Genomic DNA, 12,630 nt, shown 5'->3' with positions numbered 1-12,630 from the left:
TATTCAGCGACTATAGGGCGGATATAGGTCCGAATTGGGAATTACCCAGCCACTGCCGGGCAATATCAAGGTAAGGATAAGGCGTGATGAACGAAGCGGCTCTGGTGGAAAGAACAAACATGCCGGCCACGCGACGGAGCCTTGCTGCCGATCTGGCTGGAGCAGGCCTGTCGCCGGCAAGCACGGTGATCGTCCACACCTCGCTCAAGGCGCTGGGCTGGATCGCTGGCGGTCCGGTGGCGCTGATCGAGGCGCTGATCGATGTCGCCGGTGACGGGGGCACAATTGTCATGCCGACCCATTCATCGCAGATGACCGATCCGGCAGGCTGGTCGTGCCCACCCGTTCCGCCTGCATGGCATGAGGTGATCGAAGCGGAAATGCCGGCTTTCGATCCCGCCACCACGCCGAGCCGGGCTATGGGCCAGACCGCTGAACTGTTTCGCACCTGGCCGGGAGTTCTGCGCAGCCATCATCCCATGACGTCCTTCGCCGCGCGCGGAGCCGGCGCTGAAAGGCTTGTGCGCCGTCATGATCTTGAAAGCCCGCTCGGAGAAGGCTCCCCGCTTGCCGAACTCTACCGCCAAAATGCTCTCGTTCTTCTGCTTGGTGTCGGCTTCGACCGTTGCACCATGGTGCATCTGGCAGAGGATCGCGCCTTTCCCGATCGGCCGACGGAGGAGCAGGCCTCTGCGATCACGGAGAATGGCCAGCGGGTCTGGAAGCGCTATCGGATCGGGGAAAACATGAATTCGGAGCGCTTCATCGCCATCGGTGCGGATCTCATCGCCGAAGGCGTTGCCCGTCGCTTTGCCATCGGTCAAGGGCACGGCATCATTGTCCCGGCCCGCGCGGTGGTCGATCGCGCTGCGATGGCGTGGCAGGGCACCGACTGGCCCCGTGGCTGACCGTGAGGCACGGCACGCGCAAGACGATATCTCAGGGAGCCTTGCTCAGATGCTCATGGATGATGCGCCAGAGCCCGTCATCCTCCTTGCGCAGCACGGTCGTTCCAAGCCCGCCACCGGCGATCCCGTTGCCGTTGATTTCGGCGGTCCAGAAGAAACGATAGGTGCAGCAGGCCGAGAACCGCCCGCGTGCAACCCAGGCAATATCTTTCAGGCCATAGACCTCGTTTTCGAGTTGCCGCCAGGTGGTCTCGAAGGCGGCGCGAATATCGTGAAGACCGTGATGCGTGCCGTCGGTAAACCAGAAGGTCGCTTCCGGTGAGATCAGACTGGCGATCCGTCCAAAGTCATGAAGATTGATGTCCCGGCCATAGGCGTCCATCACCGCTTCCGGGTCATGCTGCACATGTTTCAAGGTTCTACCCCTTTGGCGAGATCGTGACTGCCCAACAGAATTGGCAGAATATAGGCTGGAAATCATGGCAAAATCCGGTCTTCACGGCAAGCGTTCCGGAACCGCTGCTTGAATGCATCTGCCGTTTTCTGTTCCGCACGGATGATCGGAGCCACAAAGGATTTTCTCGTTATTCACAGCAGCGAAGGCACAAACGAATATGCTTGAATGCATCAGCTCTCTGATGCTTTAGTGTCAATGGCTGCCGCATGATGTGCCCGATATAGGCAGCTTTTCTACTTGTGGTCCCGTGTCTCTCTCTTTTGCGGATGAGATTGACTGTGTTGAAATGGGGGAATGCAAAATTGATCGAGCGCCGCCAGTTTTTGCTTGCACTTGGATCACTCACACTCGCCGGACTTATTCCTGAAGCCGGAATGGCCGAGACCGCCAGCGGCCAGATTTTTCTGTTTCGCGGTCTGGAATTCTTTTCACGCGGGTTTTTTCCGCTCAACAAGAAGCTTGCGGCACAGGGCATTCATGCCACGGTCTTCACCGTGGCGGATGACAAATGGCTGTCGCGCGAAATCGCCCGCAATTACCAGGCTTCGCCTGACAATCGCCCGATCATTCTCGTGGGGCATTCCCTTGGTGCCAATGCGGTGATCAGCGTTGCCAACGATCTCAATGCGCTCGGCATTCCCGTGGCACTGACGATCACGCTCGACAGCACCGATCGCAATCCTCAGATTCCGGCCAATGTCAGCCGGGCGGTGAATTTCTTCACCGACGGAAGGGTGCTCTGGCGGAAGATCTCACCCGGAGAGGGCTTTACCGGGACGCTGGAAAATGTCGACGTTCATACGCCTGAATTCGGTGGCCCGCACAGCATGAACCACATCAATATGGAAGATAAGCCCGTGATCCACGATGCCATCATCGCACTGATCAAGGAAACGCTGGCGCAATATGGAGGGTGAAGTCCGGCCGATGATCTTTGCGACAGACATCACGCGGAGCGGGTATTTCCGCGCGAGAAATTGCCGCCAGGCTCAGAATATGCCGGGGATCAGACGTTTCGTGCGGGCTGCATAATCGGCATATTGCGTGCCGAAGGCGGCGGTCATCATCGCTTCCTCGCGCCTGAGGCGGATTGCGTAAAGCAGGATGACGGCAATGAGGCCGGCAAAGCCAAAGATCCAGTTGGACACCAGCAGCGCCTGCGATATGCCCCAGAGCATGAAGGAGGCATACATCGGGTGGCGGATATGGGCGTAGACGCCACGGGTGATCAGCCTGTGCTCCTCACGCAGCGTCAGCGTGACTGACCAGTTCTTGCCGAGATCCTTGTGGCTGCGCCGGAAAAGCCAGAGGAAGGCGGCCCCCGTTGCAAGGCCGAGAATCAGCGTGATGATGGCCTGCGGACGGTCGAAACGGGGCAGGAGATCGCCCGCAAACCAGGCAATCGGACCGGCAAACAGGGTCAGGCCGCAAAGGGTCAGCAATCCGATATCCAGTGGATCGGCGCGCTTTTCACGGATGCGGGTCCGCAATGCGCGCCGCACCGCCGGATAGCGCAGCGCGCACCAGGCCAGAGTGAGGACGAGCCAGCACCAGAAGGAAAGTGAAACCATCATGCTGCCTCCTTGCCGGCTTTCGGCGCGGGGCTGGCGTCCATGGCTGCCAGCTGATCGCTGAGCGCGCGCGTGCCGCATGTCATCATGAAATAATCATAGAAATAGCGGCGCGAATTCGCGGATATGAATTGGTAATGGACGCGGAAGAAATTCCGTTTGAGGCGGCTATATTGCGCCTCGTCCAGCGTGTGGCGGAAGCGGACGCGATAGAGATATGGAAAGGCTTCAGCGCGATCATGCGTGAGGCCGGCCAGCGCATAGGGATCACATTTATAGAAATTGATGATGTCGGTCAGTGACTGAAAATCATGCCAGGCGATGCCGGGTTGTCCGGCCAGCGCTTCAAGGCGGCTGCGGGCGCGCTTGGCTGCGGGATGGAGGGAGATCTTCAATGCTGTCGATCCCACCGTCACGATCGTGAATGCTGCTTCCACACCTTCTTGCCGGAGCCGTTCCGACAGGAGGTAGGCGAAATCGAGAATGAGCGCTCCGCCGGTGGAATGGCCCACAAGCAGCACCTCGTCATAATTTCCGGCAGCAAGCTTCGCCATGGCGAAATCGGTCCACAGCACGAAGCGGGCATCCATATCGGGGCGCCGGGCGCGCAGATGGCGGCTGCTGAAGGACCACAGATCCATCAGATGATAGACGAGATAACGCCGGCCCGGAAAATTGCCGAGCGCGATGATCGTGGCGATGCCAGCTGCGGAAGCGAGAATGAACTGTCCGGGAAAGGGCTCAACGGCATCAATCGCCAGAAAGACGAGGAGGCCTGCCAGAAGAAACAGCGCCATCGCGCCGATGGGAAAGAGAAAATAGAGTGCAAAGCGCCAGTTGGCCCTGAAAAAGCGCCACAGCGTGCCGCTTGCGGCATAATCGGCAACGGCGGCGGCATATTTGCCCAGGCGCAGGAGAAACGGCTTTTCGACATCTCTTACGACAAGATCGTCGAAATCGAGAAAACAGAAGTCGGTCAGGCTTTCCCGCTCGCCGTCGCGGCAGCTGATCCTCGCCGTTGCGGTATGATATTCGTCTTCCGTGGCCGATGAGAGAATTTCGGTGCTGAGCGACCAGCAGGTTTCAAAACGAGACAGTCCGCGTGCGAAGCGCCTGAAGAAACGTTCCGGATTGTTCCGCTCATATCCTCCGATGTGAAACACGATACGCCGGTGCATGAATTCTGCTTCTAGCTAATGCAAGGTCACGAACGCGCCAATCCAAAACCGGGTTCGGCAATGATTCCAGAATATATTCCCGATAACCAATTAAAATTAGCACGCAGCTTTTCGGCCAGCAACATTGATGTATCGTCGTCCCCATCTACATCGGATCTGCCGCCAAGGGCGTTGCAGCGAACCGGTCTCACAGCGTGTGGGCTTGGGGTTGTAGATGTGAACCCGGAATTACTGCGGCTGTCATTGAAATATATATATGTAATCTACACTGATCAGCTCTGCACGGCCGGTCCCGTCAATGTTTCATGCCGTGGCGGAAGAGGGGCGGTGATGCGGACACAAAAAAACAGGCCGGAGAACCGGCCTGTTCATCATGCCCCGCAAGCGGAGCAATAAGCGATCTTTTCGATCAGAGCAGCTTGCCCATGGCGACGGCGACGTCGGCCATACGGTTGGAGAAGCCCCATTCATTGTCGTACCAGGACAGCACGCGCACGAGCTTGCCTTCCAGAACCTTGGTCTGGGCATCGGCGAAGATCGAGGAATGCGGATCGTGGTTGAAGTCACGCGAAACCAGCGGTTCGTCGGTATAGCCGAGAACGCCCTTGAGTTCGCCTTCGGCAGCAGCCTTGACCGCAGCGTTGACTTCTTCGGCGGTGCATTCCTTGCTCGGAACGAACTTCAGGTCGACAACCGAAACATTCGGGGTGGGAACGCGGATCGAGGAGCCGTCAAGCTTGCCGTTCAGTTCCGGCAGAACGAGACCGACAGCCTTTGCAGCACCCGTTGAGGTCGGGATGATCGACAGGGCAGCGGCACGGGCGCGGTACAGGTCCTTGTGCATCGTGTCGAGCGTCGGCTGGTCACCCGTGTAGGAGTGGATCGTGGTCATGTAGCCGCGTTCGATGCCGAAAGCCTTGTTCAGCACATAGGCAACCGGAGCAAGGCAGTTGGTGGTGCACGAACCGTTGGAAACGATCAGGTCGTCCTTGGTCAGCGTGTTGTGGTTGACGCCGTAGACGATGGTCTTGTCGGCGCCCTTGGACGGAGCGGAGACCAGAACGCGCTTTGCGCCGCTTTCGAGCAGCATGGCTGCCTTTTCGCGGGCGGTGAAGATGCCGGTGCATTCCAGCGCAATATCAACATCGCTCCAGGGCAGTTCCTTCGGATCGCGGATCGCGGTGACGCGCATCGGGCCGAGGCCGGCGTCGATCGTGTCCCCGTCAACCTTGACTTCGTGCGGGAAGCGGCCATGAACGGAATCATAGCGCAGCAGGTGGGCATTGGTCTCAACCGGGCCCAGGTCGTTGATCGCAACGACTTCAATGTCCTTGCGACCGCTTTCGAGAATGGCACGCAGCACATTGCGGCCGATACGACCAAAGCCGTTGATGGCAACTTTTACAGTCATTTTATGAACTCCCATTTCAGCGAGTATTGATCAATCATCGCAGAGCAACCGGTATCTCTCTTATACGCTTCGCAATCGCCGGAAAAGAAGCCATCGCGGAAATGTGGCAAGCCTGCGGCGCGAGCGGCAGCTTAACCGGTTGAAATACGCATGCCGTGATCCGGGTCAAACCGAAGCGCGGCCAGAGGGGGCGGGTACACCTGGCCATTGTAGGGAAAGGCCAGGTGTCATTCTTGTACAAAGCGACGAATCAGACGCGCTTGGCTTCGACCGCTTCAACAACGGCCTCCGGCGTAATGCCGAAATGCTTGAACAGCTCTTCGCCCTTGCCCGAAGCACCGTAACCGGTCATGCCGATGAAGATGCCGTCCGAACCGATAAAGGCATCCCAGCTCATGCGAATGGCCGCTTCAATGCCGACCTTGATCGGCGAATTGCCGATAACGGCCTTCTGATAGTCTTCCGGCTGTTCAAAGAACAGTTCCATGCAGGGAACGGAGACAACGCGGGTCGAAATGCCCTTGGCATCCAGCACCTTCTGGGCATCGACGGCGACGCCGATTTCAGAACCGCTGGCGAAGATGGTCACTTCGGCAGCATCAGCAGGAACCAGATCATAGGCACCCGTGCCGCAGAGGTTCTTTTCCGTATATTCGGTGCGGACAGGCGGCAGGTTCTGGCGGGTCAGCGCCAGGCCGGACGGACGGTGCTTGTTTTCAAGCGCCAGCTGCCAGCATTCCGCCGTTTCCGTGGCATCGGCCGGGCGGAACATCAAAAGGTTCGGGATCGCTCGCAGCGAAGCCATCTGCTCGACCGGCTCATGGGTCGGGCCATCTTCGCCGACGCCGATGGAATCATGCGTCCAGACATGGATCACGCGAATGCCCATCAGGGCTGCCAGACGCACCGAGGTGCGGCAGTAATCGGAGAAGATCAGGAAGCCGCCGGAATAGGGGATCAGCCCGCCATGCAGCGCGATACCGTTCATCGCCGCCGCCATCGCATGCTCGCGGATGCCCCAGTGCAGGAAGCGGCCGGAGAAATCATCGGGCGTGATGCCGGCGGTCTGGCTGGTATCGGTGTTGTTGGAACCGGTCAGGTCGGCAGAGCCGCCAATGGTTTCCGGAACAACGCCATTGATGACTTCCAGCGCATTCTGCGAGGACTTGCGCGAGGCAAGCTTCGGCTTCTCCTCAGCCAGCTTCTTCTTGTAGGCCTGGATGGCAGGCTCGAAGGCGCCGGGCAGTTCGCCGGCGAAGCGGCGGTTGAATTCGGCCTTGGTCTCCGCCTTGGCGGCATCCAGACGGTCTTCCCATTCAACGCGTACCTTGGTGGCGCGCAGGCCGGCAACGCGCCAGGCATCAAGAATGTCTTCCGGTACCTCGAAGGGCGGGTATTCCCAGCCAAGTGCGGCCCGCGTGGCTGCGATTTCCTCATCGCCGAGCGGCGAGCCGTGCGCCTTGTTGGTGCCGGCCTTCTTCGGTGCACCGTAACCAATGGTCGTCTTGCAGGCGATCATGGTCGGTTTGTCGGATTTCTTGGCCTCGGCAATGGCAGCGGCAATCTCATCCGGATTGTGGCCGTCCACGGCAATGGTGTTCCAGTTGCAGGCGCGGAAGCGGGCATGCTGGTCGGTCGAATCGGCCAGCGAAACGGCGCCGTCGATGGTGATCGAGTTGTTGTCCCAGAGCAGGATCAACTTGTTCAGCTTCAGATGGCCGGCCAGCGCGATGGCTTCCTGGCTGATACCTTCCATCAGGCAGCCATCGCCGCACAATGCATAGGTATAGTGGTCCATCAGATCCGTGCCGAATTCATCGGCAAGCTTGCGCTCGGCGATCGCCATGCCAACGGCATTGGCAACACCCTGACCAAGCGGGCCAGTGGTGGTTTCGACGCCAGCAACGTGACCGTATTCAGGGTGGCCGGCGGTCTTCGAACCAAGCTGGCGGAACTGCTTCAGATCCTCGAGCGTCACATCTTCATAACCGAGAAGATAGAAGAGGGAGTAGAGCAGCATGGAGCCATGGCCCGCCGACAGCACGAACCGGTCACGGTTCGGCCAGCGGGGGTTCTTCGGATCGAAGGTCAGAAACTGTGTGAACAGAACTGTCGCAACGTCGGCGGCACCCATCGGCAGCCCGGGGTGCCCCGAGTTGGCCTTCTGCACGGCATCCATCGACAGGAAACGGATCGCATTTGCCATCCGATTGTGTTTGTCACGAGAAGTCATGGGTCTTTCGCTTTTCTTGATTCGGGAAACAATAAATCTCAGATTTTACTGCCAGGACTGGGAGATCCCGCCAGCAGGCTTAAAATGCCGTTTGCATGCGCCCAGGTCCGGTGTAGGCCGGTCGTGCGGGGCAGAAAAAAATGACTTTTTCCCACTGCAAACCTGAAGACGCACGGACCCTACACCATTTCCTGACGGTCATCTACCGCATATTCTGGCACCGCCAACCCGGCATTCAAAACGCTTCGGAGGCTCCTGCGGCTTGAAGCCTTCTAGACCCTCTTTATGACACTTGCCTTGCTATAAGACAATTCAAACGATTAATATTTGCTGGCACGGTTCTGGTCAGGGGCTCTGGCCGCTTTGGCCTGCCTGCGCCGTCCACAGTTCCGTGCGGGGGAAGTCGCTGCATCCACAGGGTTTTGTTGACGCGGGCTGTAAAGCATCCATAAGATCGCGTTGAAAACAATGGCGAGTTTGTCGATTCTCAACGATTTCTGGTGGTGTGGCTTGGCTCTACAAGTCATGCGGGAATTTGGATTTCGGCAGGCAGTGGTCACGGCAAGAGGTGATGATGGCGGCAGCAGCGGGCAATCTCAATCAGGCCCTTCAGGCAATCGACAGGGCACTTTCCGGCCTTGAAGAGGCGGTTGATGCCCGGCTTGAGACGCTCAAGGACCGCGAGAATCTGGAAAATGAGGTCCGTATCGTCCATGCCGACCGGGCAGGACTTGCGCGCGAACTCGACCAGGCTCAGTTCAAGGCCAATCGTCTTGAGGAGGTCAATCGTGAGGTGTCGCGCAGACTTGTCACGGCGATGGAGACCATTCGGGCGGTGCTTGATCATGAGAAATGAGTGTGAGATCGCTGCCGCAGGAGGCCGTGCATGGCGCAGGTAACGGTTACCATTGACGGCAAGGCCTATCGAATGGCCTGCGAAGCGGGCCAGGAAGATCATCTGCATGATCTTGCCGCCCGGTTTGACGGCTATGTCTCGCATCTGCGTGGCCAGTTCGGCGAGATCGGCGATCTGCGCCTGACGGTCATGGCGGGGATCATGATCATTGATGAACTCAGCGATACGCGTGCCCAGCTGGAAAGCAATCTTGCCGAGCTTCAGGCGCTGCGTGGCGAGAAAGAAACGGCAGGCGCTGAGACCGGTGCCCGCGAGGCCGAGATCGCTGCTGCGCTCGAGGCACTTTCTTCCAGAATTTCAGCGCTTTCGGCGAAGATCACGGCAGGCTGAGTCTGCGACAGGACGGTGCTTTTCACGGCACTTTTTCAGTGAATTTGAAAAATCGTACGGCAAGTGTCACGGCGCCTCTTTAAGGGGCGCCTTTTCCGCTTTATATAGATCCTGCGGTCTGCGCCTCTCGGCAGGATACATTGAATCCTCGGGGCCTTACTCGATCCTAAGGGAGCTGTCCCTGACCTGGCCCGTGGGCTGGGATATATGGCACCCACCTACTTATGTAGGCGCCCAGGATCTACTCATTCCACCGGTTGTTGTGGATCGCACTTCTCTTTTCCTCTGGCCTCAGGCCAGCTTTTCCGGAGAGTGCCGGTGGAAGATCAACGCGCCAGAAAAGACGCGATGCGCAGGGATTGCCTTGCCCGGCGCGACAGCCTTTCACCTGAAGAACGCGCACAAAAGAGCCTTGCTATCGCCGCTTCCGGCACGGCGGCCCTTGCCGAAAAGGTCGCGGGCAGGGTCGTGTCCGGCTATTTCCCGATCCGTTCCGAGGTCGATGTCCGGCCGCTGCTGGAGACGCTGGAAGATGTCGGTGCGCGGATCGCGCTGCCCGTGGTGCTGGATCGCGAAACCATTCTTTTCCGGCATCACCGCAAGGGCTGCGTGCTGGTTGCCGGTGGTTTCGGCACCATGGCGCCCGGCAGCGATGCTGAAACCGTCGATCCCGATATCCTGCTGATGCCGCTTGCGGGCTTTGATCTGGCCGGAAACCGGATTGGCTATGGGGCGGGGCATTATGACCGCGCCATAGCGCGTCTGATCGCCGCCAATCGCCGTCCGATGATGATCGGTATTGCCTTTGATCTCCAAGAAGTGCCATTTGTGGCTGCCGAGGCGCATGATGTGCCGCTTGATGCGGTGCTGACGGAGAGCGGTTTTCACCGCTGCGGCGCGTGAAGGCCGGCCCGATGCCGGTCACGACTATAGATGTTCGGTTCCGCGGATAGCCGTCCGGCGGGGCTTGGAAAGGGAATTATGCGGCTTCTGTTTTTGGGGGATATGGTCGGGCGCACCGGGCGCAAGGCTGTCTGGGACCGGCTTCCGGGTCTGATCAGCGATCTGCAACTCGACTTCGTTGTCGTCAATGGCGAGAATGCAGCTGGCGGTTTCGGCATCACCGAGGCGATTTTTCAGGAAACCATCAATGCCGGCGCTGATGTGGTGACGACCGGCAATCATGTCTGGGACCAGCGTGATGCGGTGATCTTTGCCGACCGGCATGAGCAGTTTCTCAGACCGGCGAATTATCCCGCCGGAACGCCGGGCCGCGGCTCGGGCATATTTTATGCCCGCAATGGCGCGCGCGTGCTTGTTGCCAACATCATGGGGCGCGTCTTCATGCATCCCGAACTTGATGACCCCTTCAAGGCGGGCGAGACGATTCTCGAAGCTTGCCCCCTAAAGGAGCAGGTCGACGCGATCATCTTCGATTTCCATGCCGAGGCGACCAGCGAGAAGCAGTCCTTCGGTCATTTCGTCGATGGACGCGCCAGCTTTGTCGTCGGCACCCATACCCATGTGCCGACCGCCGATTGCCAGATCCTCAATGGCGGCACGGCCTATATGTCGGATGCCGGCATGTGCGGCGATTATGATTCCTCGCTCGGCATGGACAAGGAAGAGCCGCTCAACCGCTTCGTCTCGAAGATGAACAAGAACCGCTTCGAGGCAGCCAGCGGCCCGGCGACGATCTGCGGCGTCGGCGTCGAGATTTCCGATGCCACCGGCCTTGCCGAGAAGATCGCCCCCTTGCGCCTTGGCCCGAGGCTTGAGGAAACGGTGCCGTCGTTCTGGTCATAGGCTCCGCCGAATAAAACGTCGGAAAAAGTTGACGTGTCGGCTTTTTCCGACATAATGGCGTCATGCAACATGATGCCCTCTTTTCCGCGCTCTCCAACCCGGCCAGACGACAGATTTTGTCAATGCTGCTGATCGAAAAGCGGACGGCCGGTGCCATCGCCGAGGCATTCGATATCGGCCGGCCGGCGGTTTCGGAACATCTCGGTATCTTGCGGCAGGCCGGCCTGGTGAGCGAGACGAAGAGTGGGCGAGAGCGGATCTATGCGCTGAATGCCGAACCGCTTCTTGCCCTCAACGACTGGCTTCAACCTTTCGAACGCTATTGGAAAACCCAGCTCGCGGCGCTGTGTTCCGATCTTGAAGAGGGCCATTGATGAAAACTGAGAGCGTGGTTGTTGAGCAGCGTATCAGGACCACTCCTGCCAGGGTCTGGGAGCGGATTTCGACGCCTGAAGGCATTGCCGGCTGGTGGCGGCCGGGTGACATTGCGGCGGTGGTCGGCCATTGCTTCACCATGGACATGGGAAACTGGGGCATGATCAACTGCTGCGTCATTGTTGCGGAGCCGGAGAAACGTCTGGTCTACCGTTTCGGTGACTTCGAATTGCACTGGGAGCTCCGGCAGGAAGGCGATGCGACGGTGTTGCGGCTGGAGCAGAAGGGATTCGATTTCACCAATCCAAGACACCGCTTTGCCTTTGATAATATGGGCCCCGGCTGGAGGAATACCGTGCTGCCGCGGCTCAAGGCGGAGCTCGAGGCGGTCTGAGGATGCTCACGAACGTGTGAACGCCGGCGTGGCCGGCGTCCATGGATTTTTCCCCGTCGCTCCCGCATGCTGTCCCGATCCGTAAAATCTGGAGGGAAAGGCAGTGCTTCGTCTGATCGCGATGCTCGTTCCGGCCTCTATTGCCCTCGCTGTCTCCGCAGCGCAGGCGCAGGAGCGCCCGCCGGTCAGCCAGTGCCAGGCGATTGCCGAGGCGCTGCCGCATGTCACCTTTGCCAGCTTCGCGCCGGTTGCCTATCAGGCGCCGGAGGTGGCGATTACTTTTGTCGGCCATTCGACCTTTGTGATCGAGACGCCGGGTGGTGTGCGGATCGCAACCGATTATGCCGGCGCCGTGATCCCCGGCGGGCCGCCCGATGTCGCCACCATGAACAAGGCGCATCAGAGCCATTTCACCATGCTGCCGGATCCGGCGATCGATTATGTGCTGCATGGCTGGGGCGATGCGCCCGGCCTGCCGGCGGAGCATAATCTCGTCGTCGATGACGTGCTGATCCGCAATGTGACCACCGATATCCGCGCCTTCGGCAGTTTCGAAGCGGATGGCAATTCCATCTTCATCTTCGAGGTGGCGGGGCTGTGCATCGGCCATCTCGGCCATCTGCATCATGAATTGACCGACGGGCATATCGCCCGGATCGGTCGTCTCGATGTGGTCATGGTGCCTATCGATGGCGGATTGACGCTCGGGCCGCAGAGCATGTCCAACGTGATCGAGCGGCTGCACTCTTCCATCGTGCTGCCGATGCATCGCACCGGCGCGCCGGTGCGCGCCTTTGCCGGGCTGTTTCAGGGGCAATATGATGTCGTCTATTCCGAGCAGCCGACGCTGAGGGTTTCGCTCACAACATTGCCGAAGACGCCTGAAATCCTGCTGCTGAAGGGTGTCTGGTAGGCATTCGCGCTGCGGAAAACGCTTGAAGCTCTTGAACGCGGGCGCTCGCACCCGTATAAGGCGCCCAATCCAGCGCATCCGGGCTCTGGGCCGGAAACAGGTCCTGGCGGATGTGATGCGCGGTTCCTAACAGGTAGA

At 59.2% G+C, this 12,630-nt stretch carries 14 protein-coding genes and 1 other RNA gene; 10 read left to right on the top strand and 5 right to left on the bottom strand.

Features of this window, described 5'->3' with window-relative positions; translation table 11 throughout:
• Window positions 1-86: 86 nt before the first annotated feature.
• On the top strand, window positions 87-908 hold the full coding sequence (locus tag HCK86_RS14825) for an AAC(3) family N-acetyltransferase (protein WP_176085251.1): 822 nt from the start codon (window positions 87-89) through the stop codon (window positions 906-908).
• A 31-nt stretch (window positions 909-939) separates the two neighbouring features.
• On the opposite strand, the gene HCK86_RS14820 is transcribed toward HCK86_RS14825, so the two are convergent.
• The gene (locus HCK86_RS14820) at window positions 940-1,314 is read right to left on the bottom strand and encodes a DUF4440 domain-containing protein (RefSeq protein ID WP_348641086.1); all 375 of its coding nucleotides are present in this window, start codon (window positions 1,312-1,314) and stop codon (window positions 940-942) included.
• Between the two features lie 353 nt (window positions 1,315-1,667).
• On the opposite strand from HCK86_RS14820, the gene HCK86_RS14815 reads away from it, so the two are divergent.
• Window positions 1,668-2,282, top strand: a complete 615-nt coding sequence (locus HCK86_RS14815) for a hypothetical protein (protein WP_176085250.1) — start codon at window positions 1,668-1,670, stop codon at window positions 2,280-2,282.
• A gap of 72 nt (window positions 2,283-2,354) precedes the next feature.
• On the opposite strand, the gene HCK86_RS14810 is transcribed toward HCK86_RS14815, so the two are convergent.
• The 4 genes from HCK86_RS14810 to tkt all read right to left on the bottom strand — a co-directional run bounded on the left by HCK86_RS14810 (window position 2,355) and on the right by tkt (window position 7,758).
• Window positions 2,355-2,939: a protein-S-isoprenylcysteine O-methyltransferase gene (locus HCK86_RS14810; protein ID WP_176085249.1), complete on the bottom strand. Its 585-nt coding sequence runs from the start codon at window positions 2,937-2,939 to the stop codon at window positions 2,355-2,357.
• Complete coding sequence (locus tag HCK86_RS14805; RefSeq protein WP_176085248.1) at window positions 2,936-4,114, bottom strand: lipase; 1,179 nt, start codon at window positions 4,112-4,114, stop codon at window positions 2,936-2,938. The genes HCK86_RS14810 and HCK86_RS14805 overlap by 4 nt, the downstream gene beginning before the upstream one ends.
• A 409-nt stretch (window positions 4,115-4,523) precedes the next feature.
• Window positions 4,524-5,525: a type I glyceraldehyde-3-phosphate dehydrogenase gene (gene gap, locus HCK86_RS14800; RefSeq protein WP_176085247.1), complete on the bottom strand. Its 1,002-nt coding sequence runs from the start codon at window positions 5,523-5,525 to the stop codon at window positions 4,524-4,526.
• Window positions 5,526-5,775: 250 nt separating this feature from the next.
• Window positions 5,776-7,758, bottom strand: a complete 1,983-nt coding sequence (gene tkt, locus HCK86_RS14795) for a transketolase (protein ID WP_176085246.1) — start codon at window positions 7,756-7,758, stop codon at window positions 5,776-5,778.
• A gap of 574 nt (window positions 7,759-8,332) precedes the next feature.
• Between tkt and HCK86_RS14790 the strand changes: the two genes are divergently transcribed.
• From HCK86_RS14790 to HCK86_RS14755, 8 genes are all read left to right on the top strand, one after another.
• The gene (locus tag HCK86_RS14790; RefSeq protein ID WP_176085245.1) at window positions 8,333-8,614 is read left to right on the top strand and encodes a DUF4164 domain-containing protein; all 282 of its coding nucleotides are present in this window, start codon (window positions 8,333-8,335) and stop codon (window positions 8,612-8,614) included.
• A gap of 30 nt (window positions 8,615-8,644) precedes the next feature.
• Window positions 8,645-9,004 (top strand): cell division protein ZapA, encoded by a 360-nt coding sequence (locus HCK86_RS14785; RefSeq protein WP_176085244.1) that lies wholly within the window; start codon window positions 8,645-8,647, stop codon window positions 9,002-9,004.
• Between the two features lie 112 nt (window positions 9,005-9,116).
• Window positions 9,117-9,277, top strand: a non-coding RNA gene (ssrS, locus tag HCK86_RS14780) — 6S RNA.
• A gap of 75 nt (window positions 9,278-9,352) precedes the next feature.
• Window positions 9,353-9,907, top strand: coding sequence for a 5-formyltetrahydrofolate cyclo-ligase (locus tag HCK86_RS14775; RefSeq protein ID WP_176085361.1), 555 nt, complete (start codon window positions 9,353-9,355; stop codon window positions 9,905-9,907).
• Between the two features lie 78 nt (window positions 9,908-9,985).
• Window positions 9,986-10,810, top strand: a complete 825-nt coding sequence (locus HCK86_RS14770; protein WP_176085243.1) for a YmdB family metallophosphoesterase — start codon at window positions 9,986-9,988, stop codon at window positions 10,808-10,810.
• A gap of 62 nt (window positions 10,811-10,872) precedes the next feature.
• Window positions 10,873-11,184: a metalloregulator ArsR/SmtB family transcription factor gene (locus HCK86_RS14765; RefSeq protein ID WP_176085242.1), complete on the top strand. Its 312-nt coding sequence runs from the start codon at window positions 10,873-10,875 to the stop codon at window positions 11,182-11,184.
• Window positions 11,184-11,579, top strand: a complete 396-nt coding sequence (locus HCK86_RS14760; RefSeq protein ID WP_176085241.1) for an SRPBCC domain-containing protein — start codon at window positions 11,184-11,186, stop codon at window positions 11,577-11,579. Before HCK86_RS14765 ends, HCK86_RS14760 begins: the two co-directional genes overlap by 1 nt.
• Window positions 11,580-11,700: 121 nt before the next feature.
• On the top strand, window positions 11,701-12,492 hold the full coding sequence (locus HCK86_RS14755) for an MBL fold metallo-hydrolase (RefSeq protein WP_176085360.1): 792 nt from the start codon (window positions 11,701-11,703) through the stop codon (window positions 12,490-12,492).
• The last annotated feature ends 138 nt before the right edge of the window (window positions 12,493-12,630 follow it).

The sequence above is a fragment of the Martelella sp. HB161492 genome, assembly GCF_013184775.1.
Lineage (GTDB): Bacteria > Pseudomonadota > Alphaproteobacteria > Rhizobiales > Rhizobiaceae > Martelella.
The sequence above is the reverse complement of the archived record's forward strand: the minus strand, read 5'-3'. Positions and strand labels throughout refer to the sequence as shown.

Bases quoted from the DNA above. Each gene is read 5' to 3' on its own strand.
- HCK86_RS14825 (WP_176085251.1), top strand. From the start codon at position 87: ATGAACGAAGCGGCTCTGGTGGAAAGAACAAACATGCCGGCCACGCGA.
- HCK86_RS14810 (WP_176085249.1), bottom strand. From the start codon at position 2,939: ATGATGGTTTCACTTTCCTTCTGGTGCTGGCTCGTCCTCACTCTGGCC.
- HCK86_RS14805 (WP_176085248.1), bottom strand. From the start codon at position 4,114: ATGCACCGGCGTATCGTGTTTCACATCGGAGGATATGAGCGGAACAAT.
- gap (WP_176085247.1), bottom strand. From the start codon at position 5,525: ATGACTGTAAAAGTTGCCATCAACGGCTTTGGTCGTATCGGCCGCAAT.
- tkt (WP_176085246.1), bottom strand. From the start codon at position 7,758: ATGACTTCTCGTGACAAACACAATCGGATGGCAAATGCGATCCGTTTC.
- HCK86_RS14790 (WP_176085245.1), top strand. From the start codon at position 8,333: ATGGCGGCAGCAGCGGGCAATCTCAATCAGGCCCTTCAGGCAATCGAC.
- HCK86_RS14785 (WP_176085244.1), top strand. From the start codon at position 8,645: ATGGCGCAGGTAACGGTTACCATTGACGGCAAGGCCTATCGAATGGCC.
- HCK86_RS14775 (WP_176085361.1), top strand. From the start codon at position 9,353: ATGCGCAGGGATTGCCTTGCCCGGCGCGACAGCCTTTCACCTGAAGAA.
- HCK86_RS14770 (WP_176085243.1), top strand. From the start codon at position 9,986: ATGCGGCTTCTGTTTTTGGGGGATATGGTCGGGCGCACCGGGCGCAAG.
- HCK86_RS14765 (WP_176085242.1), top strand. From the start codon at position 10,873: ATGCAACATGATGCCCTCTTTTCCGCGCTCTCCAACCCGGCCAGACGA.
- HCK86_RS14760 (WP_176085241.1), top strand. From the start codon at position 11,184: ATGAAAACTGAGAGCGTGGTTGTTGAGCAGCGTATCAGGACCACTCCT.
- HCK86_RS14755 (WP_176085360.1), top strand. From the start codon at position 11,701: ATGCTCGTTCCGGCCTCTATTGCCCTCGCTGTCTCCGCAGCGCAGGCG.